The 20017-nt window shown below is 71.8% G+C and carries 22 protein-coding genes; 15 read left to right on the plus strand and 7 right to left on the minus strand.

Annotation, left to right across the window (positions count from 1 at the left end):
- Nucleotides 1-8: 8 nt before the first annotated feature.
- A complete protein-coding gene (locus ACZ7LK_RS02195) occupies nt 9-1334 on the minus strand; it encodes an MFS transporter (RefSeq protein ID WP_471137980.1) in 1326 nt (441 codons plus the stop codon).
- A gap of 265 nt (nt 1335-1599) precedes the next feature.
- Between ACZ7LK_RS02195 and ACZ7LK_RS02200 the strand changes: the two genes are divergently transcribed.
- The 10 genes from ACZ7LK_RS02200 to era all read left to right on the plus strand — a co-directional run bounded on the left by ACZ7LK_RS02200 (nt 1600) and on the right by era (nt 9587).
- Nucleotides 1600-2718 (plus strand): carbohydrate kinase family protein, encoded by a 1119-nt coding sequence (locus ACZ7LK_RS02200; RefSeq protein ID WP_392274844.1) that lies wholly within the window; start codon nt 1600-1602, stop codon nt 2716-2718.
- 168 nt (nt 2719-2886) lie between these two features.
- Nucleotides 2887-3900 (plus strand): PhoH family protein, encoded by a 1014-nt coding sequence (locus tag ACZ7LK_RS02205; RefSeq protein WP_351817221.1) that lies wholly within the window; start codon nt 2887-2889, stop codon nt 3898-3900.
- A 14-nt stretch (nt 3901-3914) separates the two neighbouring features.
- Entirely contained in the window at nt 3915-4412 is a 498-nt protein-coding gene (gene ybeY, locus ACZ7LK_RS02210; protein WP_064071926.1) for an rRNA maturation RNase YbeY, read from the plus strand.
- Nucleotides 4409-5680, plus strand: a complete 1272-nt coding sequence (locus ACZ7LK_RS02215) for a hemolysin family protein (RefSeq protein WP_392274847.1) — start codon at nt 4409-4411, stop codon at nt 5678-5680. The genes ybeY and ACZ7LK_RS02215 overlap by 4 nt, the downstream gene beginning before the upstream one ends.
- Nucleotides 5677-6030 carry an MmcQ/YjbR family DNA-binding protein gene (locus tag ACZ7LK_RS02220; RefSeq protein WP_392274848.1) on the plus strand — a complete coding sequence of 118 codons (354 nt, stop codon included), beginning with the start codon at nt 5677-5679 and terminating at the stop codon, nt 6028-6030. Before ACZ7LK_RS02215 ends, ACZ7LK_RS02220 begins: the two co-directional genes overlap by 4 nt.
- A gap of 65 nt (nt 6031-6095) precedes the next feature.
- A complete protein-coding gene (locus ACZ7LK_RS02225; protein ID WP_392274849.1) occupies nt 6096-6986 on the plus strand; it encodes a helix-turn-helix transcriptional regulator in 891 nt (296 codons plus the stop codon).
- Between the two features lie 120 nt (nt 6987-7106).
- A complete protein-coding gene (locus ACZ7LK_RS02230; RefSeq protein WP_471137984.1) occupies nt 7107-7829 on the plus strand; it encodes a hypothetical protein in 723 nt (240 codons plus the stop codon).
- A 27-nt stretch (nt 7830-7856) separates the two neighbouring features.
- Nucleotides 7857-8210 (plus strand): cytidine deaminase, encoded by a 354-nt coding sequence (locus ACZ7LK_RS02235; RefSeq protein ID WP_392274851.1) that lies wholly within the window; start codon nt 7857-7859, stop codon nt 8208-8210.
- Entirely contained in the window at nt 8210-8659 is a 450-nt protein-coding gene (locus ACZ7LK_RS02240; protein ID WP_392274852.1) for a hypothetical protein, read from the plus strand. The genes ACZ7LK_RS02235 and ACZ7LK_RS02240 overlap by 1 nt, the downstream gene beginning before the upstream one ends.
- Nucleotides 8637-9587 (plus strand): GTPase Era, encoded by a 951-nt coding sequence (era, locus tag ACZ7LK_RS02245; protein ID WP_392274853.1) that lies wholly within the window; start codon nt 8637-8639, stop codon nt 9585-9587. Before ACZ7LK_RS02240 ends, era begins: the two co-directional genes overlap by 23 nt.
- Before the next feature lie 16 nt (nt 9588-9603).
- On the opposite strand, the gene ACZ7LK_RS02250 is transcribed toward era, so the two are convergent.
- Nucleotides 9604-9870, minus strand: a complete 267-nt coding sequence (locus ACZ7LK_RS02250; RefSeq protein WP_392274854.1) for a protealysin inhibitor emfourin — start codon at nt 9868-9870, stop codon at nt 9604-9606.
- A gap of 9 nt (nt 9871-9879) precedes the next feature.
- Nucleotides 9880-10944, minus strand: coding sequence for a M4 family metallopeptidase (locus ACZ7LK_RS02255; protein WP_469463972.1), 1065 nt, complete (start codon nt 10942-10944; stop codon nt 9880-9882).
- A gap of 295 nt (nt 10945-11239) precedes the next feature.
- Between ACZ7LK_RS02255 and leuA the strand changes: the two genes are divergently transcribed.
- From leuA to ACZ7LK_RS02275, 4 genes are all read left to right on the plus strand, one after another.
- The gene (leuA, locus tag ACZ7LK_RS02260; RefSeq protein WP_469463971.1) at nt 11240-12997 is read left to right on the plus strand and encodes a 2-isopropylmalate synthase; all 1758 of its coding nucleotides are present in this window, start codon (nt 11240-11242) and stop codon (nt 12995-12997) included.
- Between the two features lie 170 nt (nt 12998-13167).
- The gene (locus tag ACZ7LK_RS02265) at nt 13168-13863 is read left to right on the plus strand and encodes a TerB family tellurite resistance protein (RefSeq protein WP_392274857.1); all 696 of its coding nucleotides are present in this window, start codon (nt 13168-13170) and stop codon (nt 13861-13863) included.
- Nucleotides 13864-13970: 107 nt separating this feature from the next.
- A complete protein-coding gene (locus ACZ7LK_RS02270) occupies nt 13971-14963 on the plus strand; it encodes an ornithine cyclodeaminase family protein (RefSeq protein WP_471137988.1) in 993 nt (330 codons plus the stop codon).
- A 202-nt stretch (nt 14964-15165) separates the two neighbouring features.
- Complete coding sequence (locus tag ACZ7LK_RS02275) at nt 15166-16002, plus strand: nitroreductase/quinone reductase family protein (protein ID WP_469463969.1); 837 nt, start codon at nt 15166-15168, stop codon at nt 16000-16002.
- A 49-nt stretch (nt 16003-16051) separates the two neighbouring features.
- On the opposite strand, the gene ACZ7LK_RS02280 is transcribed toward ACZ7LK_RS02275, so the two are convergent.
- Nucleotides 16052-17416 carry an FAD-dependent oxidoreductase gene (locus ACZ7LK_RS02280; RefSeq protein WP_392276432.1) on the minus strand — a complete coding sequence of 455 codons (1365 nt, stop codon included), beginning with the start codon at nt 17414-17416 and terminating at the stop codon, nt 16052-16054.
- Nucleotides 17417-17577: 161 nt separating this feature from the next.
- On the opposite strand from ACZ7LK_RS02280, the gene ACZ7LK_RS02285 reads away from it, so the two are divergent.
- The gene (locus tag ACZ7LK_RS02285) at nt 17578-18330 is read left to right on the plus strand and encodes a hypothetical protein (RefSeq protein WP_471137990.1); all 753 of its coding nucleotides are present in this window, start codon (nt 17578-17580) and stop codon (nt 18328-18330) included.
- Between the two features lie 4 nt (nt 18331-18334).
- Here ACZ7LK_RS02285 and ACZ7LK_RS02290 read toward each other — a convergent pair whose 3' ends face one another.
- From ACZ7LK_RS02290 to ACZ7LK_RS02300, 3 genes are read right to left on the minus strand one after another with little or no spacing between them, the layout of a single operon-like run.
- Nucleotides 18335-18946 carry a DUF7691 family protein gene (locus tag ACZ7LK_RS02290; RefSeq protein ID WP_392276434.1) on the minus strand — a complete coding sequence of 204 codons (612 nt, stop codon included), beginning with the start codon at nt 18944-18946 and terminating at the stop codon, nt 18335-18337.
- Nucleotides 18947-18955: 9 nt separating this feature from the next.
- A complete protein-coding gene (locus ACZ7LK_RS02295) occupies nt 18956-19156 on the minus strand; it encodes a DUF397 domain-containing protein (RefSeq protein WP_392276435.1) in 201 nt (66 codons plus the stop codon).
- Nucleotides 19138-19977: a helix-turn-helix domain-containing protein gene (locus ACZ7LK_RS02300; protein ID WP_471137993.1), complete on the minus strand. Its 840-nt coding sequence runs from the start codon at nt 19975-19977 to the stop codon at nt 19138-19140. Before ACZ7LK_RS02300 ends, ACZ7LK_RS02295 begins: the two co-directional genes overlap by 19 nt.
- Nucleotides 19978-20017 lie beyond the last annotated feature (40 nt).

Here is a 20017-nt window from a genome sequence, read left to right on the forward strand (position 1 = left end):
GCCGTTCGTCAGCGGGGCCCCGAGGGGCCGGCCTGGCGGTAGGCGCGGCGGCGGACCAGGAGCGGGGCCAGGGCGCGGACGGGGAACTCGGTGACCGGCTGCTCCGGGGCGCCGATCTGCGGGGCGGACACGCCCGCCGCCGCGCCCGTGGTGCCCGCGACGATCGCGGTGGGGGCACCGCCCCGGCGGCGGACGGCGCCCGGGACGAGCGGGCGGCCCGAGGTGTGCAGGGCCACCGCGGTCAGCGGGACGGCGAGCAGGACGAGCAGGGCGCCCAGCACCAGGCCCATGCCGGGGTAGCCGGCCCGTTCCGACAGGACGCTCCCGGCGACCGGGCCGCAGGCCACGCCCAGCGAGGACGCCGAGCCCGCCAGGACCGCCCAGCGGCCGCGCGGGTCCAGGGAGGCGGCCAGGCCGATCAGGTACGACAGGACGACCGGGTAGCAGGCGTTCCACAGGATCTCGCCGGCCGCGAAGGAGGCCAGGCCCTCGGCGGCGGAGCTCACGGCGATGCAGCCGGCGATCACGACCGTACCGGCGCCGATGGGGACCGCCCGCCCGAGCCGGGCGCCCAGCGCGCCGGCCGCGGTGACGCCCAGCAGCCCGGCGCCGAGCGCCGCCGCGAACACCGCGCCGACCGCGACCTCGCTCAGGCCCGCCTGGGTGGTGCCGATCCGGCCGCTGACGCCCCACAGGGCGTTCTGCGCCATCGACCAGCACACCATCGCGCCCGCCAGGACCAGGCCGGCCCGGGGCCGCGGCAGCGGCGCGCCGGCCTCCCGCACGGCACCCGTGTCGTGACCGCCCTCCAGGCGGCCGGTGGCGGGCCACACGGCGGCGGCGACCAGCGCGAGCGCCGCGAACGGCAGGGTGTGCCCGCCGCCCAGGCGCGGCAGCGTCAGGTACAGGGCACCGGCCGTGGCGGACACCGACAACAGGCCCAGGGTGGAGGCGCGGTGCGGATCCCGGAGCCCCGCGATCCCGGCCGCGGCGACCGCCGTGGCCGTACCGGAGCCGAAGCCACCGACGACCGCTCCGGCCACGACCAGCGGTACGGCGGAGGTGAGGGCGGCGCAGCCGTAGCCGGTCAGCGCCACCAGCAGGCCCGCGCGGGCCAGCCGGCGCGGCCCGTGGCGGTCCACCCGCGACGCGAGGGTGAACCCGGCGGCGGCCGAGCCGAGGAGCAGCCCGGAGCCGGCCAGGCCCGCCTGGGCGGGGGAGAGTCCCAGACCGGCGGAGAGGCGGCCGACGACGGTCGGCAGGAGGTACGCGGCGAGGTAGCCGGCCGTGAACACGGCGACGAGCGGCCACAGGGCGCGCGGGCGCGAGGGCATGGGCGTTCCCGGACGGGAGAAGGGGAAAGGGGTGGAGCGCCCGGTGTCGTACGGGAACGTGCACGGGAACGCGGGCCAATTTGTATCAAGCGGGCCGGTCGTACGAGAAGGCGGGAAGGGGCCAGCGGGATGTGATCCGCGTCACTATGCGTTTGTGTGCGGTGATGGCGGGTAAGGGAGCTCGTTCTCCGGGTGTTGCCGCCCTCCCGGAAGGGTGAGAATCAGGCACACTGTCCTGATCCGTACCGCGACCGGGGAGCCCGCCGTGATCACATCCAGGGGAGAGCAGCAGCAGCGGCAACACACGGCCGGGGTCGACCCGTTGGACGGGCTGCGCACGCCCGCCGACCCCGAGTACGACGTCTTCCTCACCGGCACGGTCTTCCTCGACATCATCTTCACCGGCCTGGACAGCGCCCCCGCGCGCGGCACCGAGACCTGGGCGCGCGGCATGGGCTCCAGCCCCGGCGGCGTCGCCAACATGGCCACCGCCCTCGCCCGGCTCGGACTGCGCACCTCCCTGGCGGCCGCCTTCGGCGACGACCACTACGGCGAGTACTGCTGGGACGCCCTGGAGCAGGGCGAGGGCATCGACCTGTCCCGGTCGCGCACCGTCCCCGGCTGGCACTCCCCGGTGACCGTCTCCATGGCCTACGAGGGCGAGCGGACCATGGTGTCGCACGGCCACGAGGCCCCGCCGCTCGACGGCTCCCTGCCCGCCTGCCCGCCACGCGCGCGTGCCGCCGTCGCCTCCCTGACCCCCGGCCGCCCCGAGGAGTGGGTCGCCGACGCGGCCGGGCAGTCCACCCGCGTCTTCGCCGACGTCGGCTGGGACGACACCGGCCGCTGGGACCTGGCCGCCCTGCCCGACCTGGACCACTGCGAGGCCTTCCTGCCCAACGCCGAGGAGGCGATGCGCTACACCCGCACCTCGTGCCCGCGCGCCGCCGCCCGGGCCCTCGCCGACAAGGTGCCCCTCGCCGTCGTCACCCTCGGCTCCGACGGCGCCTACGCCGTGGACGGGGCGACGGGGGAGACCGCCGAGGTCCCGGCCATCGAGGTCGCCGCCCTCGACCCGACCGGCGCCGGGGACGTCTTCGTCGCCGGGTTCGTCACCGGCACGCTCGCCGGCTGGCCGCTCCCGGACCGGCTCGCCTTCGCCGGGCTGACCGCCGCCCTGTCGGTGCAGGAGTTCGGCGGGTCGCTGTCCGCGCCCGGCTGGGTGGAGGTCGCCGCCTGGTGGGACCACGTCCAGAAAGCCGCCGCCCAGGACCCCGCCGGCCTGCGCCGCTACGCGTTCCTGGAGTCGCTGCTGCCTGCCGCCACCCGGCCCTGGCCGCTGCGGCGGGCCGTCCCCACGATCGGCTTCCGGCGGTCCGCCTAGGGCGTGTCCGCGAAGTCCCGCCCGGCCCGCGGTGCCGGGCAATCCCCGGCGGGGCCGCGGTAAAAGCCTTCGGGGTTGTCCGCGCCACGACGTACGCTGGATGTCCAGAGGTTGTCGAGCAGCGAGAACCCTGCAGCGGGAGGTATGTGCAGGCCTGAGAGCCGGCCCATGACGCAGACACCCACAGCCCAGACCCAGCAGGCGCGAGCCCACTTCACGGTCCCGGCCAAGCATCCGATGGTGACCGTCCTCGGCTCGGGCGACGCGCTGCTGCGCGTGATCGAAGAGGCGTTCCCGGCCGCCGACATCCATGTCCGGGGCAATGAGGTCAGTGCGGTCGGACCGGCGGGGGAAGTCGCCCTGATCCAGCGACTGTTCGACGAGATGATGCTGGTGCTCCGCACCGGGCAGCCGATGACGGAGGACGCAGTGGAACGCTCGATCGCCATGCTCAGGGCGAGCGAGAACGGCACGGCCGAGCCCGGCCAGGAGAGCCCCGCCGAGGTGCTCACCCAGAACATCCTCTCCAGCCGCGGCCGCACCATCCGCCCCAAGACGCTCAACCAGAAGCGGTACGTCGACGCCATCGACAAGCACACGGTCGTGTTCGGCATCGGCCCCGCCGGTACCGGCAAGACGTACCTGGCCATGGCCAAGGCGGTCCAGGCCCTCCAGTCCAAGCAGGTCACCCGGATCATCCTGACCCGGCCGGCCGTCGAGGCGGGCGAGCGGCTCGGCTTCCTGCCCGGCACGCTCTACGAGAAGATCGACCCGTACCTGCGGCCGCTGTACGACGCGCTGCACGACATGCTCGACCCCGACTCCATCCCGCGCCTGATGGCGGCGGGCACGATCGAGGTCGCGCCGCTGGCGTACATGCGCGGCCGCACGCTCAACGACGCGTTCATCATCCTCGACGAGGCGCAGAACACGAACCCCGAGCAGATGAAGATGTTCCTGACGCGGCTCGGCTTCGACTCGAAGATCGTCATCACCGGTGACATCACCCAGGTCGACCTGCCCGGCGGCACCAAGAGCGGTCTGCGCCAGGTCAGGGACATCCTGGAGGGCGTCGAGGACGTCCACTTCTCGATGCTCACGTCGAACGACGTCGTACGGCACAAGCTCGTCGGCCGTATCGTCGACGCGTACGAGAAGTACGACAACCAAAACGGGAAGTAGAGCGCACGAGCACCATGTCGATCGACGTCAACAACGAGTCCGGCACCGAGGTCGACGAGCAGGCGATCCTCGACGTCGCCCGGTACGCGCTCACGCGGATGCGCATCCACCCCCTCTCCGAGCTCTCGGTGATCGTGGTGGACGAGGAAGCGATGGAGCAGCTCCACATCCAGTGGATGGACCTGCCGGGCCCCACGGACGTCATGTCCTTCCCGATGGACGAGCTGCGCCCGCCGAGCAAGGACGACGAGGAGCCCCCGCAGGGCCTCCTCGGTGACATCGTCCTCTGCCCGGAGGTCGCGGCCAAGCAGGGCCAGGACGCCCCGACGCAGCACTCCATGGACGAGGAGCTCCAGCTCCTCACCGTCCACGGGGTGCTGCACCTGCTCGGGTACGACCACGAGGAGCCCGACGAGAAGGCCGAGATGTTCGGCCTCCAGGCGGCGATCATCGACGGCTGGCGGGCGGAGAAGGGCCTCACGGGCCCCTCCCCGGCGCCGACCGTCTCATGACCGCCCAGCTCATCCTCGGCGCGGTCGCGCTGGTCGTGGTCGCCTGGCTGGCGGCGTGCGCCGAGGCGGGCCTGGCGCGCGTCTCCGGCTTCCGCGCCGCCGAGGCGGTCCGGGTCGGCCGGCGCGGTGCCGTCAAGCTGGTCCAGGTCGCCTCCGACCCCACCCGGTACCTGAACCTGGCGCTGCTCATCCGGGTGGCCTGCGAGATGGCCGCCGGGGTCATGGTCACCTACGTCTGCCTCAACGAGTTCGAGGAGACCTGGTCGGCCCTGCTGGTGGCGATAGGCGTGATGGTGCTGGTGTCGTACGTCGCCGTCGGCGTGTCGCCCCGCACCATCGGCCGCCAGCACCCGCTGAACACGGCGACCGCCGCCGCGTACGTCCTGCTGCCGCTGGCCCGTGTCATGGGCCCGGTGCCGCAACTGCTGATCCTCATCGGCAACGCCCTCACCCCCGGCAAGGGCTTCCGCAAGGGCCCCTTCGCCTCCGAGGCCGAACTGCGGGCCATGGTCGACCTCGCCGAGCAGGAGTCCCTGATCGAGGACGACGAGCGGCGCATGGTCCACTCCGTCTTCGAGCTGGGCGACACCCTCGTACGCGAGGTGATGGTGCCGCGCACCGACCTGGTCTCCATCGAGCGGTACAAGACCATCCGCCAGGCGCTCACCCTGGCGCTGCGCTCCGGCTTCTCCCGCATCCCGGTGACCGGCGACAACGAGGACGACGTCGTCGGCATCGTCTACCTCAAGGACCTGGTCCGCCGCACCCACATCAACCGCGACGCCGAGAACGACCTGGTGTCCACGGTCATGCGGCCCGCCGCCTTCGTCCCCGACACCAAGAACGCGGGCGACCTGCTGCGGGAGATGCAGAAGGACCGCAACCACTGCGCCGTCGTCATCGACGAGTACGGCGGCACGGCCGGCATCGTCACGATCGAGGACATCCTGGAGGAGATCGTCGGGGAGATCACCGACGAGTACGACCGGGAGCTGCCGCCCGTCGAGAAGCTCGGCGACGGCCGCTTCCGGGTGACCGCCCGCCTCGACATCGGCGACCTCGGCGAACTGTTCGGCCTCGACGAGTACGACGACGAGGACGTGGAGACGGTCGGCGGACTGCTCGCCAAGGCGCTCGGCCGGGTACCGATCGCCGGCGCCACGGCCGTGGTCGACCTGCCGGACGGCCGCTCCCTGCGGCTCACCGCCGAGTCCCCGGCCGGCCGCCGCAACAAGATCGTCACGGTGGTCGCGGAGCCGGTGGCATGACCCCCGATGAGCTGCGCGGCTTCTGCCTCGCCTTCAACGACGCGGTGGAGGACTTCCCCTTCGGCCCGGAGACGTCCGTCTTCAAGGTCGCGGGCAAGATGTTCGCCCTGTCCGCCCTGGACGCCCGGCCGTTCACCGTGAACCTCAAGTGCGACCCGGAGATCGCCGTCCGGCTGCGCGCCGAACACCCGGAGATCGTGCCCGGCTGGCACATGAACAAGCGCCACTGGAACACGGTCACCGTCCCCGGCCTCCCGGACCGCCTGGTCCGCGAACTGGTCGAGGACTCCTACGACCTGGTGGTCGCCGGCCTGCCCCGCGCGACCCGGCTGCGCCTGGACCGCCCGTAGGGAACCTATGCTGTTGGCCGCGCCCGGCGGCCAGGGCCGGGGCAGGGGGGCAGGGGGAGCACGACGTGACGGCGCCAGCGACCGGGAGCACGAGCTCCAAGGACCACCGGCTCGCCGAGCTGCGCGCGTTCCTCAGGAGCCGCCGCGCCCGCGTCACCCCCGCCGAGGCCGGCCTGCCCGACGGCGGCGCCCGGCGCCGCACCCCCGGCCTCCGCCGCGAGGAGGTCGCGGTCCTCGCCGGCGTCGGCGTGTCCTGGTACCAGTGGCTGGAGCAGGGCCGGGACATCACCGTCTCCCCGCAGGTGCTGGACTCGGTGGCGCGGGTGCTCCGGCTGACCCCCGCCGAGCGCCGGCACCTCTACGTGCTGGCCGGGCTCAACCCGCCGCCGCCCGAGGCCGACCCGGGCCAGGGGGACATGCGCGCCGGGCTGCGGCGGCTGATCGACGCGTGGATGCCCTACCCGGCCCACATCATGGACCAGTACTGCGACACGATCATGTACAACGCCTCGGCTGCGGCGGTGCTCGGCATGCGGCCCGGCATGCCGCAGAACGGCGTCATCGCCTTCTTCACCGACCCCCTGTACCGGTCGCGTTCCCGAAGCTGGGAGCGCAACGCCCCGCAGCTCGTCGCCCAGTTCCGGGCCGCGTTCTCGGAGTGCCCCGACGACGAGGGCTTCCGCCGGGTGGTGGAGGAGGCCAAGGCCGCCAGCGCCGAGTTCGCCGCCTTGTGGGAGCGCCGTGACATCGCCCCGGCGGGCCAGGTGCACAAGGAGCTGGAGCACCCGGTGGCCGGCACGCTGCACGTCGAATCCACCCAACTGCGCGTCCCCGCACGGCCCGACCTGATGATCGTCCTCCACACGCCGCTCCCCGAAGCGGACACGGCGGCCAAGCTGGAGTGGCTGGCGAGCCCGGAGGGCGCGCGCGGAAAGACCTGGCCGCGTACAGGCTGAGGACAGTTCTGTGCCCTTCCCGTGATCCGGCTGTGTATATCCTCAGCGCGGCCGATCATGGCGGGGAGGGGGGAACCAAGCTCCCCAGGAACATCCACATCCAGGGGAGAACACACCCTCATGCGTACTCGTATCCGTCGCGGCGTCGCCGTCGCGCTCACCGTTTCCGCGCTCACCCTCACCGCCGCGTGCGGTGGCTCGTCCGACAAGGGCGACGGCGCCGCCAAGGGCAAGGACGCCGCCAAGCCGGCCGACAAGCCCGCCGGCAAGCCGGCGGCCGCTGCTCTGACGGCCGATCAGATGAAGGCGGGCGTCCTCACGGTGGCCGACCTGCCCAAGGGCTGGACCGCCACGAAGAACCCGGCCAACACCGATGCCTTCAAGGCCGACAAGCCCGAGTGCCAGCCGATCGCGACGCTGCTCCAGAACAAGGTCGTCGGCGCCACCGTCGGCGCCAACGAAGACTTCGCCGGTGGCAACGGCGCGAACCAGCTCTCGCACCAGATCATGACCTTCCCCGGCACGGGTGCCGCGGACTTCGTGACGTCCATCGGCGCCGCCGCCGAGAAGTGCACCGGCTTCAAGACGACCATGGAGGGCGCGCCCGTCGACCTCAAGGTTGAGAAGCTGACCGCGCCGAAGGCCGGCGAAGAGTCGCACGGCGTGCGCGTCAGCATGAACCTGGGCGGTGCGATGGAGTTCGCCCTCCACATCGCCGTTGTCCGCCAGGGCAGCGGAGTGTCCCGTGCCGTCTACGTCCCCGGCACCCCGGCGGCCACCAAGAACTTCGACGACCTCGCCAAGCGCGCGGGCGACAAGTTCGTCAAGGCCGCCCAGAGCTGACACTGATCGCGGACTTATCCTCGGGGCATGACTCAGACCACCGACCTCGGCCCCGAGGACCGCAAGATCATCACCCTGGCGCGCAGCGCCCGTGCCCGTAACGGCGTGCCGGAGGGCGCGGCGGTACGGGACGAGACCGGGCGCACGTACGTCGCCGGGACCGTCGCCCTGGAGTCGCTGAAGCTCAGCGCGCTCCAGACGGCGGTGGCGATGGCCGTGGCCAGCGGTGCCACGTCCCTGGAGGCCGCGGCCGTCGTCACCGAGGCGGGCGCCGCCGCGGAGGCGGACCGCGCCGCCGTGCGCGACCTGGGCGGCGCGGACACGCCCGTCCTGGTGGCCGGTCCGGACGGCGAGCTGCGGGCGACGGTGAGCGCGGGCTGATGGCCGGTACGGGGGAGAAGTCCGGGGGCCCGACCCGCCCCTGGATCGTCCTGGTGATCGGCGCCGTCGGGGTGGTCATCAACGTCGTCGACCTGATCGCCGGGGGCGCACCGGAGCCGCACGCGGTGTTCCCGCTGCTGCTGGTGCTCTGGGCGGCGGGCGAGCTGCTCAACCGGGACCGGCCGGCCGCCGCGCGCGTGGCCCGGGGCGCGGCGGGGGTGCTCCTGGTCGTGGCCGGGCTCGCCGCCGGGATCCCGGCGGCCGCCGCGCTGGCACGGGGCGGGGCGGTCGACTGGCTCGATCTCGTCCTGGGTGTGCTCACCCTCCTCTACGCGGCCTCGGTGGTCGCCGCCCTGGCCGCGCGGTCGCGGGCCCGGAGGCCGGTGGCGGAGCCTGCGGTAGGTGAGGGTGTCCGCATCGGGGAGAATGGCCCCCATGAGCGCTCGTAATCCTGAAACCGAAGCCGCCCACCGGGCCGGGTTCGCCTGCTTCGTCGGCCGCCCCAACGCGGGCAAGTCCACCCTCACGAACGCTCTGGTCGGCCAGAAGGTGGCGATCACCTCCAACCGGCCGCAGACCACGCGCCACACCGTGCGCGGCATCGTGCACCGCCCGGACGCCCAGCTCATCCTGGTCGACACCCCGGGCCTCCACAAGCCGCGCACCCTGCTGGGCGAGCGGCTCAACGACGTGGTGCGTACTACGTGGGCCGAGGTCGACGTGATCGGTTTCTGCCTGCCCGCCAACGAGAAGCTGGGCCCGGGCGACCGGTACATCGCCAAGGAACTGGCGGAGATCAAGAAGACCCCGAAGGTCGCGATCGTCACCAAGACCGACCTGGTCGACTCCAAGACCCTGGCCGAACAGCTCATCGCGATCGACCAGCTCGGCAGGGAGCTGGGCATGGAGTGGCAGGAGATCATCCCGGTCTCCGCGGTCGGTGACAAGCAGGTCCAGCTCGTGGCCGACCTGCTGATCCCGCTGCTTCCCGAGAGCCCGCCGCTCTACCCGGAGGGCGACCTCACGGACGAGCCGGAGCAGGTCATGGTCGCCGAGCTGATCCGCGAGGCCGCGCTGGAGGGCGTACGGGACGAGCTGCCGCACTCGATCGCGGTGGTCGTCGAGGAGATGATCCCGCGCGAGAACCGTCCCAAGGACAAGCCGCTGCTGGACATCCACGCCAACGTCTACATCGAGCGCCCCAGCCAGAAGGGCATCATCATCGGCCCGAAGGGGCAGCGGCTGAAGGAAGTCGGCACCAAGTCCCGCAAGCACATCGAGGCGCTGCTGGGCACGCCGGTCTTCCTGGACCTGCACGTCAAGGTCGCCAAGGACTGGCAGCGCGACCCCAAGCAGCTACGCAAGCTGGGCTTCTAGAACGCGGCAGCGAGGCTCACGCGCCCTCCCGGAGCACCCGGGCGACCAGCTCCCGCTGGGCCTCGCCCAGCCCCGGGTCGGCGCAGTACACCGTCCGGCCGTCCACGGTGATCTCGTAGCCGAACCCGTCCGGCACGCCCGCCGGCCGCTGTCCGTCCCCTTCCGCCAGGGCCGCCTCGGCCAGCAGGTGCCAGTCGCGGGCGTCGAGCAGACCAGAGGTGTCCATCTCGGCCCGCCGCTCGATGCCCGCGAACCCGCCCGTACGGATGACCCGAATGCGCATGGGCCCTGTCTACCCGGTCGGCAGCCCCACCGTCGACCAGGCCTTCACCACCGCGTCGTCCTCCGCGCCGCCCGCGCCGAACCGCTCGCGGGCCGCCGCCACCGTCAGCCGGGAGAAGTCGGCGAAGTCGGCGTCCTCCGTGAGCCGGCCCCCGGTCAGCACGTCGTACCAGACCCGCCCGGCCCGCTCCCAGGCGTGGCCGCCGAGCTCCTTGGCGAACAGGTAGAAGGCGTGGTTGGGGATGCCCGAGTTGATGTGGACGCCGCCGTTGTCGGCGCCGGTGTGCACGTAGTCGTCCATCGTCGCGGGCTGCGGGTCCTTGCCGAGGACGTCGTCGTCGTACGCCGTGCCGGGGGCCTTCATGGAGCGCAGCGCCACGCCCTGGACCTCGGGCGCCAGCAGCCCGGCGCCGATCAGCCAGTCGGCCTGCTCGGCGGTCTGGCCCAGGGCCTTCTGCTTGACCAGGGAGCCGAAGACGTCCGACATCGACTCGTTCAGCGCGCCGGGCTGGCCGAAGTACGCCAGGTTCGCGGTGTACTGGGTGACGCCGTGGGCGAGTTCGTGGCCGATGACGTCGACCGCGACGGTGAAGTCCAGGAAGATCTTGCCGTCCCCGTCGCCGAAGACCATCTGGTCGCCGTTCCAGAAGGCGTTGTTGTAGTCCCGGTCGTAGTGGACGGTCGCGTCCAGCGGCAGTCCCGACCCATTGATCGAGTTGCGCCCGTAGGCGTCGCGGAACAGCTCGAAGGTGGCCCCGAGGCCGGCGTACGCGCGGTTGACGGTCGCGTCCCCGCTCGGCTGCTGGCCCTCGCCGCGCACCTTCTTCCCCGGCAGGGCGGTCTTGTGCCCGGCGTCGTGCACGGTGCGGCGGGGCTTGTCGGCGGGCGTGTCCGCGGCCGTCGGTACGGGGGCGGCCCCGGCGACGGTGGTCAGGCGGCGGGCGGTGCGCTGGGCGGCGTCCGTGACCAGGGTGCGGCGGGCGGCGGCGGCGACGACCGGGTCGGCGGCCCGGGAGAGACGGTCGAGGAGGTGCGGCGGGACGATCGTGCAGAACACGGGGGCTGTCGCAGTCATGCTCCGCAATGTGGCAGCCTGTCATCATCCTGTCACCCGCTGCGATGAGGGTTCCCGAAAAAGAGTGATGAGTCACTGTTTGACGGTTGGCGCGCCGAATCCCGCATACTGAAACGGCACCTCCACTCCTGGTGCCGCTCGGCTAGGCTTCCTCACATCATGCGTTTCGGGCTGCTTCTTCTTAGCTGCCGCGGCGAGGGCCTGTAGTCGTAGGCCGACCCCCTCCCCGCGGAGTCTGGTGCTGCTTCGACCCAGTCGGCCGTCCCCGTGAAGGACAACCGAGGAGCCCTACGCAATGTCCCAGCCCGTTGGCCGCCCCACGCCCGTCACCAACGCGACGCACACCCAGAAGCCGTCCGGGATGCCGATCCACAAGTACGGCCGGTACGAGGCCGTGGACATCCCCGACCGCACCTGGCCGGACAACCGCATCACCAAGGCGCCGCGCTGGCTGTCCACCGACCTGCGGGACGGCAACCAGGCGCTGATCGACCCGATGAGCCCCGCCCGCAAGCGCGAGATGTTCGACCTGCTCGTACGCATGGGCTACAAGGAGATCGAGGTCGGTTTCCCGTCCTCCGGCGAGACCGACTTCGCCTTCGTGCGCTCCATCATCGAGGAGGGCGCGGTCCCCGAGGACGTGACGATCTCCGTCCTGACCCAGGCGCGCGAGGAGCTGATCGAGCGCACGGTCGAGTCGCTGCGCGGCGCCCACCGGGCCACCGTGCACCTGTACAACGCGACCGCGCCGGTCTTCCGCCGGGTCGTCTTCCGCGGCTCCAAGGAGCAGGTCAAGCAGATCGCCGTGGACGGCACCCGGCTGGTGATGGAGTACGCCGACAAGATCCTGGGCGACGAGACGGTCTTCGGCTACCAGTACAGCCCGGAGATCTTCACCGACACCGAGCTGGACTTCGCCCTGGAGGTCTGCGAGGGCGTGATGGACGTCTGGCAGCCCGAGGAGGGCCGCGAGATCATCCTGAACCTGCCCGCCACCGTGGAGCGCTCGACGCCCTCCACCCACGCGGACCGGTTCGAGTGGATGTCGCGCAACCTGTCCCGCCGCGAGCACGTGTGCCTGTCCGTCCACCCGCACAACGACCGCGGTACGGCGGTGGCGGCCGCCGAGCTGGCGATCATGGCCGGTGCCGACCGCATCGAGGGCTGCCTGTTCGGCCAGGGCGAGCGCACCGGCAACGTCGACCTGGTCACCCTGGGCATGAACCTGTTCTCGCAGGGCGTCGACCCGCAGATCGACTTCTCGCAGATCGACGAGATCCGCCGTACGTCCGAGTACTGCAACCAGATGGAGGTCCACCCGCGCCACCCCTACGCGGGCGACCTGGTCTACACCGCCTTCTCCGGCTCCCACCAGGACGCCATCAAGAAGGGCTTCGACGCCATGGAGGCCACCGCGGCCGCCGCCGGCAAGACCGTCGACGACATCGAGTGGGCCGTGCCCTACCTGCCGATCGACCCCAAGGACGTCGGCCGGTCCTACGAGGCGGTCATCCGCGTCAACTCGCAGTCCGGCAAGGGCGGTGTCGCGTACGTCCTGAAGAACGACCACAAGCTGGACCTGCCGCGCCGGATGCAGATCGAGTTCTCGAAGATCATCCAGGCGAAGACCGACGCCGAGGGCGGCGAGGTCACGCCGAAGGCCATCTGGTCCGTCTTCCAGGACGAGTACCTGCCCAACCCGGACAACCCGTGGGGACGGATCCAGCTCCGTTCCGGCCAGACCACGACCGACAAGGACGGCACGGACACGCTGACCGTCGAGGCGGTCGTCGACGGCGCCGACACGGTCCTGACCGGCTCCGGCAACGGTCCGATCTCCGCGTTCTTCGCCGCCCTCCAGGCCATCGGCATCGACGCCCGCCTGCTGGACTACCAGGAGCACACGATGAGCGAGGGCGCGTCCGCGCAGGCCGCCTCGTACATCGAGTGCGCCATCGACGGCAAGGTCCTGTGGGGCATCGGCATCGACGCCAACACCACCCGCGCCTCGCTGAAGGCGGTCATCTCGGCCGTCAACCGCGCCACGCGCTGACCCCGACCCGCTGGACCCCGCCCTTCCCGAAGGCCCGCCGCGGCCTTTGCGGAGGGCGGGGTTCAGCCATCCCTGTGGCGATCTCACGCCGGGGTGCTGACGCGGCATCACCGATGTGGCTAACATCACGCCAACGCGGCAAGGTGGCCGAGGCGTTCTGGAGGTGCGACGTGCTGCCAGCACGAGGATCAAGCGGGCGAAGAGTGCGCATCTGCTCCATTTCCACCGCCTGGAACACCGTCGGCGACGGCCAGTTCTTCTGCCCCGGCTGCGGCGGGGACCGCAATTACCGGCGCCGCACCGGCCGTCGGCGCCTCACCCTCCTCGGTGTCCCGCTGCTGCCGCGCGGCCTCGCCGGACCGGTCGTCGAATGCGCCGCCTGTCACGGCCACTTCGGCACCGACGCCCTGGACCACCCCACCACCGCCCGCTTCTCCGCGATGCTCCGCGACGCCGTCCACACCGTCGCCCTCGCCGTCCTCGCCGCCGGCGGGGTGTCGTCCCGCCCCGTCCTCAGGACCGCCGTCTTCGCCGTCCGCGCCGCCGGGTACGAGGACTGCACCGCCGACAGCCTCACCGCGCTGATCGAGGCCCTCGAAGCCGACACCGGCCGGTTCGTGGCCGACACCGGCACGCCGTGCGGTGCCGCCCTCGCCATCGAGCTGCACGAGGCCCTGGAGCCGCTCACCCCGCACCTCGCGCCCGCCGGGCGGGAATCGATCCTGCTCCAGGGCGCCCGCATCGCCCTCGCCGACGGTGCCTACACCACCGCCGAGCGGGACGTCCTCACCACCGTCGGTGCCGCCCTCCACCTCCCGGCCGACGAGACCGCCCGGCTGATGGAGTCCGCGCAGGCGCCCTTCTAGAGCGTGCCCGCCGGGACCGCCGGGACCGCCCGGATTGCCGGGACCGCCCGGCCCTGTCCGGGCGCCCCGCCGTGGCGGCGGCCCGCGTCGTGACGGACGCTGGAAGGGTGCTGGTACTGGGGCGCAGGGAAGTCGAGACCCTGCTCGACATGGACGCGCTGATCGACGCCCTCGGTCCCGCGATGGTGGACCTCAGCGAGGGCCGCGCGTCCGTGCCCGACCGCGTCGCCGCCATGGTGCCGGGGCAGGACGGCTTCCTCGCCGCCATGCCCGGGTACGTGCCGTCCGCCGGGGTGCTCATGACCAAGCTGGTCTCCCTGTTCCCCCACAACGCCGGTACGCCCCTGCCCACCCACCAGGCCGTCATCGCCGTCTTCGACCCCGGTACGGGCGCGCCCCGGGCGCTCCTGGACGGGACCGCCATCACCGCGGCCCGCACCGCCGCCGCCTCCGCGCTGTCGGCCCGGCTCCTCGCCCGCGACGACGCCACCGTCCTCGCCCTCCTCGGCACCGGCGTCCAGGCCCGCACCCACGCCCACGCCCTGTGCCGGGTGCGGCCCGTCCGGCACATCCGGGTGGCCGGCCGCGACCCGGTCCGGGCGGCCGTGCTGGCCGACGAGCTGGGGGCCGCCCTGAAGGTCGAGGTGGTCGCCGTGCCGACGTACGCCGAGGCGCTGGACGGGGCGCACCTGGTGGCCGCCGCCACCCACTCCGTCGACCCGGTCGTCCGGCGCCGCTGGCTCGCGCCCGGCGCGCACATCACTTCCGTCGGGTTCAACCGGGGCGGCCGGGAGGTCGACGACGCCACGATCGCCGACGCCCTGGTGTGCGTGGAGTCCCGGCGGGCCGCCCTGGCGCCGTTCCCCGCCGGGAGCAACGACCTGCTGTTCCCCATCCGCGACGGCGTGATCACCGCCGACCACGTCCACGCCGAGCTCGGCGAGCTCCTCAACGGCAGCAGGCCGGGCCGCCGCTCCCCCGAGCAGCTCACCCTCTACAAGTCGGTCGGCGTGGCCGTCCAGGACGCGGTGGCGGCCGGTCTCGTGATCGCCGCCGCCCGTGCCCAGGGCCTCGGCGACGAGATCCACATGTTCGACTGATGGCCGGTTTTCTCCGTTGCGGATGATCGTTCGTCATCGGTACGTTGACGTGGTGACTGCCGGGTCGGCCATGGGCCACACACGAGTAGGGCACCCGGCCTCGGCGTGACGCCGGGGCGGGCCAGAGCCCCGCCTTCTTCTGTTTTCTCTCCGCGTGCATCCGCACACAGCAGTTCTTCACCCAGGAGCAGAAAGCAGACACTTGCCCAACGATTTCAATCAGCAGGTCATCGACGAGTTCCGCGCCAACAACGGGCGCGTGGGCGGATGGTTCGAGGGGGCCCGGCTCGTCCTGCTGACGACCACCGGCGCCCGGTCCGGCAAGCCCCACACCACGCCCGTCGGCTATTACCACGACGGTGACGGCCGGATCCTCGTCATCGCCTCCGCCGCCGGCGCCCCCCGGCACCCCGCCTGGTACCACAACCTGCTGGCCAACCCCCGCGTGACGGTCGAGAGCGGTGTCTTCACCTACGAGGCGGACGCCACCGTCCTCCGGGGCGAGGAGCGCGACCGCGCCTTCGCCCGCGCCGTCGAGGCGGACTCCGGCTGGGCCGACTACCAGGCGAAGACCAGCCGGGTGATCCCCGTGGTGGTGCTCACCGAGGTGCCCGGCCCGCCGCGCGTCAACGCCACGTCGATGAGCGAGGGCATCAAGGTCGTCCACGACATGTTCCGGCGCGAACTGGGACTCATCCGCAAGGAGATCGCCGAGACCGGGACCGCCACCGGACTCGGCACCCAGCTTCGCATCAACTGCCTCACCGTCTGCCAGGGCCTGCACAACCACCACACGGGCGAGGACACGATGCTCTTCCCGATGGTCGCCGACCGCCACCCGGAGCTGGCGCCCGTGCTGGACCGGCTGAAGCGGGAGCACGAGCGGATAGCGGCCATCCTGGCCGACCTGAAGGCGGTGGTGTCCGATGCGGAAGCGGACCCCGAGCACGTCCGCTCGGAGGTCGAGCGGCTCACGGACGAGCTGGAGGCCCACCTCGTGTACGAGGAGGAGCACCTCGTGCCGATGCTCGACGTGTGAACGCGGCGGGGCGCCCCCGGAAGGTTCCGGGGCGCCCCGCCGCGTGCGGTCAGCGCTCGGCGCTCGCCCGGAGCATGCCCTCGCGCTCGACGATCTTGACGCGTTCGCGGCCCTCGGCCTCACCCAGCGCCCGCTCGGCCGCGTCCAGGCGGTACCAGCCCTCCCAGGTCGTGTACTCCACGCCCTTGTCCCGCAGGAACGCGTCGACCGCGCCCTCCTCCGGGGCGGCCGGGACCAGGAGCCGGCCCTCGCGGTGGTCCTCCAGCAGGTTGGCCACCGTCTCGTTGGCGTCGCCCTTGGTGTGGCCGATCAGGCCGACCGGACCGCGCCGGATCCAGCCCGTGACGTACGTCGACGCCATGTGCTCGCCACCCTCGATCACCCGGCCGCCCTCGTCCGGCACCGTGCCGCTGGCGAGGTCGAACGGCAGCTTGGGCAGCTCGTCGGAGAGGTAGCCCACCGCGCGGTACACGGCCTGGACGTCCCAGGTCGTGAACTCGCCCGTGCCCTTGACGTTGCCCGTGCCGTCCAGCTCGGTGCGCTCGGTGCGCAGCCCGACGACCCTGCCGTCCTCGCCGACGATCTCGGCCGGCGACTCGAAGAAGTGCAGGAACAGCTTGTGCGGCCGGTCGCCGACGTCGCGGATCGCCCAGTTCTCCAGGGTCTTGGCGACCATGTCGACCTGCTTGTTGGAGCGCCGCTGCTCGATGGACCCGGCGTCGTAGTCGATGTCCTCGGGGTTGACGACGACCTCGATGTTCGGCGAGTGGTCCAGCTCGCGCAGCTCCATCGGGCTGAACTTCGCCTGTGCCGGGCCGCGCCGCCCGAAGACGTGGACCTCCAGCGCCTTGTTCGCCTTCAGGCCGTCGTGGACGTTCGGCGGGATCTCGGTCGGCAGCAGCTCGTCCGCCGTCTTCGCCAGGATGCGCGCCACGTCCAGCGCCACGTTGCCCACGCCCAGCACGGCGACCTTCTCGGCCTCCAGCGGCCAGGTGCGCGGCACGTCCGGGTGGCCGTCGTACCAGGACACGAAGTCGGCGGCGCCGTACGAACCGTCCAGGTCGATGCCGGGTATGTCCAGCGCCCGGTCGGCCGTCGCGCCGGTCGAGAAGACCACCGCGTCGTAGAACGTCCGCAGGTCGTCCAGGACGATGTCGGTGCCGTAGTCGACGTTGCCGAACAGCCGGATCTGCGGCTTGTCCAGCACCTGGTGCAGCGCGGTGATGATGCCCTTGATGCGCGGGTGGTCCGGCGCGACGCCGTACCGGATGAGGCCGAAGGGCGCGGGCATACGCTCGAAGAGGTCGATCGACACACCGGGGTCGGTGGCGGCCTCGGACTTCAGCAGCGCGTCGGCGGCGTAGATCCCGGCGGGGCCGGCACCGACGATCGCGACCCGCAAGGGGCGGGGCATGACGAATTCCCTTCGAGCGAGGAGTGAGCGGTGACGTGAGTGCTCATACGCACCCTAAGTAAGGCTCGCCTCACCTCGGTACCCGCCCCCCGCCTATGACCCCATAAGCCGGGCTTATGGCATCTCTCGCCTCCACGCATGAACCGCGCCACGCTGGAACCATGAACGGCACGGCCGGCTGGGGCGCCAGGCTGATGAACAGCTCGATCACGGGCATGTCCCCGTGGATCGTCTTCTCCTTGCTGGTCGGCCCCGGCCGTTATGAACCGGCGGCCGGCCTCGCCCTGGCCCTGGCGGCCGTCCTGCTGCTGGTGCGCCACCGGCCGGTGTTCCTGGAGGTCGCCGGACTGGTCTTCTTCGGCGTCCTCACCGTCGTCGGCATGATCGCCCCGGTGGACACGATGCGATGGCTGGAGACGTACGCCAACGAGATCTCCAACCTCGCGATCGCCGCGCTGGCGGTGCTCTCCGTCGCGGCGGCGGCACCCCTGACGACGCCGTACGCCCGCAAGAAGGTCCCGCGCGAGTTCTGGCACACGCGGGACTTCCTCCGGGCCAACGTCGTCGTCACCCAGGCCTGGGCACTGGCCTTTCTGGTGGCGGCCGTGGCGGGCGGCATCGGCGACCTCGTCCTGCACGACCCCGACAACCTCTGGACGGCCTGGCTCGTCCAGGCGTCGGCGCTCATCACCGCCATGCGCTTCACCGAGTGGTACCCGGCCGTCCCCCGCCCGCCGGTACGCAGCCTGCTGATGCCGTTCGTCGGCCTGCTGATCCCCATGGGCGTCCTGGTCCTGGTCTACGACGCCGCCCCCCGCTGGCTGGCGGTCGGCCTGATCGTCGTCGGTGTCATCCTGGCGCGCGCACTCCGCAAGGAGGTCGTGGTCGCCAAGCAGGAGGGGCGGGAGCCGTAGCGGCCTACGACACGAACCCCACGACGCCGAAGCCGGGCCGCGCCTCCACGTGCCGCAGCCACCCGATGACGTCCATCACCGCGTCGACCACCTCCGGCTCCAGCGGCGGCGCGTGCCCCTCCCGCTTCGTCCGCTCGAACTGCTCCAGCGCCTCCAGGCACTCCTCGTGCGTCCACTCGCCGCAGCGCGGCAGGTCGTAGGCCGGGATCCCCTTCGGCAGACCGTCGTAGTACCCCAGCTCCGCCACCGAGACGGCGGTGATCCGCAGTGCCCGCAGCCCCTCGTCGACGACCTCCAGCCAGTCGCCCCGGAACGGGCTGAAGGAGGAGTTGTCCAGGAAGGACCCCGTCAGCGAGCAGAGGCGCTTGTACGCGTACCCGTACTGGAAGGCGTACTGCTTGTTCTCGTGGAACGGCCCGCCGTGCACCACCGCGCGCAGCGCCTCGTACGCGGTGGGGGCGCCGTTCGCGATCTCGGAGGAGAAGTACCGGTCGTCGGCGGCCAGGTCGTCGCCGAAGCTGTCCCGTATGACCTGGAGGAGCTGGTCGTCGCCGGAACCGACGAGGGCGCGGGTGGCCTTGGGGTCGAGCAGGTACGCGCTCAGGGAAGAACTCATGTGATCACGTTAACCACCGGCACTGACACCCTCGACGAACGCCCGCCACGCGTGAGCGCCGACCACCAGGACCGGTCCGGCGGGCTTCTTGCTGTCCCGTACGGGGACGACGCCGGGGAAGTCGTACGCCACTTCGACGCAGTCGCCGCCCTCGCCGTTGCTGTGGGTGCTCTTGCGCCAGCGTGCGGTGCTCAGGTCGTAGTCGCGCATCGTCTGTAGTCCTCAGCCGCCGACTCGATCAGGGCGAGGGACGCCTCCGGCGACGACGCGGCGACCCTGACCAGATCGTAGGCGCGCTGTGCCCGCTTCACCACCGCCGGATCGTCCAGCAACGTGCCCGAAAAAGCCGTTTCTGTATAGGCGGTTGGCGGGGCGTCCTCGAAGTCCATGAGCTTCAGCGACCCCATCATGGAGGCGTGCGCCCCCGCCGCGCACGGGATCACCGTCACCAGTACCGCCCGCCGGCGCGCCAGCGCCGCCACGTGGTCCAGTTGCGCCGCCATCACGGCCGGGCCGCCCACCGGCACCCGGAGCACGTTCTCGTGCAGGGTCACCCAATACTCGGGCCTTGTAGCGGGCGCCAGGACGCGGGCCCGGGCCAGCCGGGCGGTGACCTTCTCCTCCACGTACTCCTCGGGGACGAAGGGGTTGGCGGCCACGGTGACCGCCCGCGCGTACTCGGCGGTCTGGAGCAGGCCGGGCACGACCGTGGGTGCGAACTCGCAGATCCTCGTCGCCAGCGCCTCCAGCTCCGCAACGGCCCGGAAATACTCGGCGTACGGCGACGTGTTGATGAGCTTGCGGCACATCCGCTCGAAAAAACCATCGGTTTGTAGGACTTCGTCGATCCTCGCCGCCACGTCCAACTGGGGCTTTCGGATGGCCTGTTCGAATTGGCCGATGTACCCGCCCGAAACGAAGACCTTCCGCCCCAGTTCCTGCTGCGTCATTTTCGCGGCTTCGCGCCGGTTCTTCAGCTCCGTGCCGTAGAACTCCCAGGCGGCCTGCCTGGACGAGCCTGCGTTGGCCATGGCTTAACACCCCAGTCCTGCCGCGCAGTTGTAGCGCGTG

The organism is Streptomyces sp. NPDC039423, from assembly GCF_055598725.1.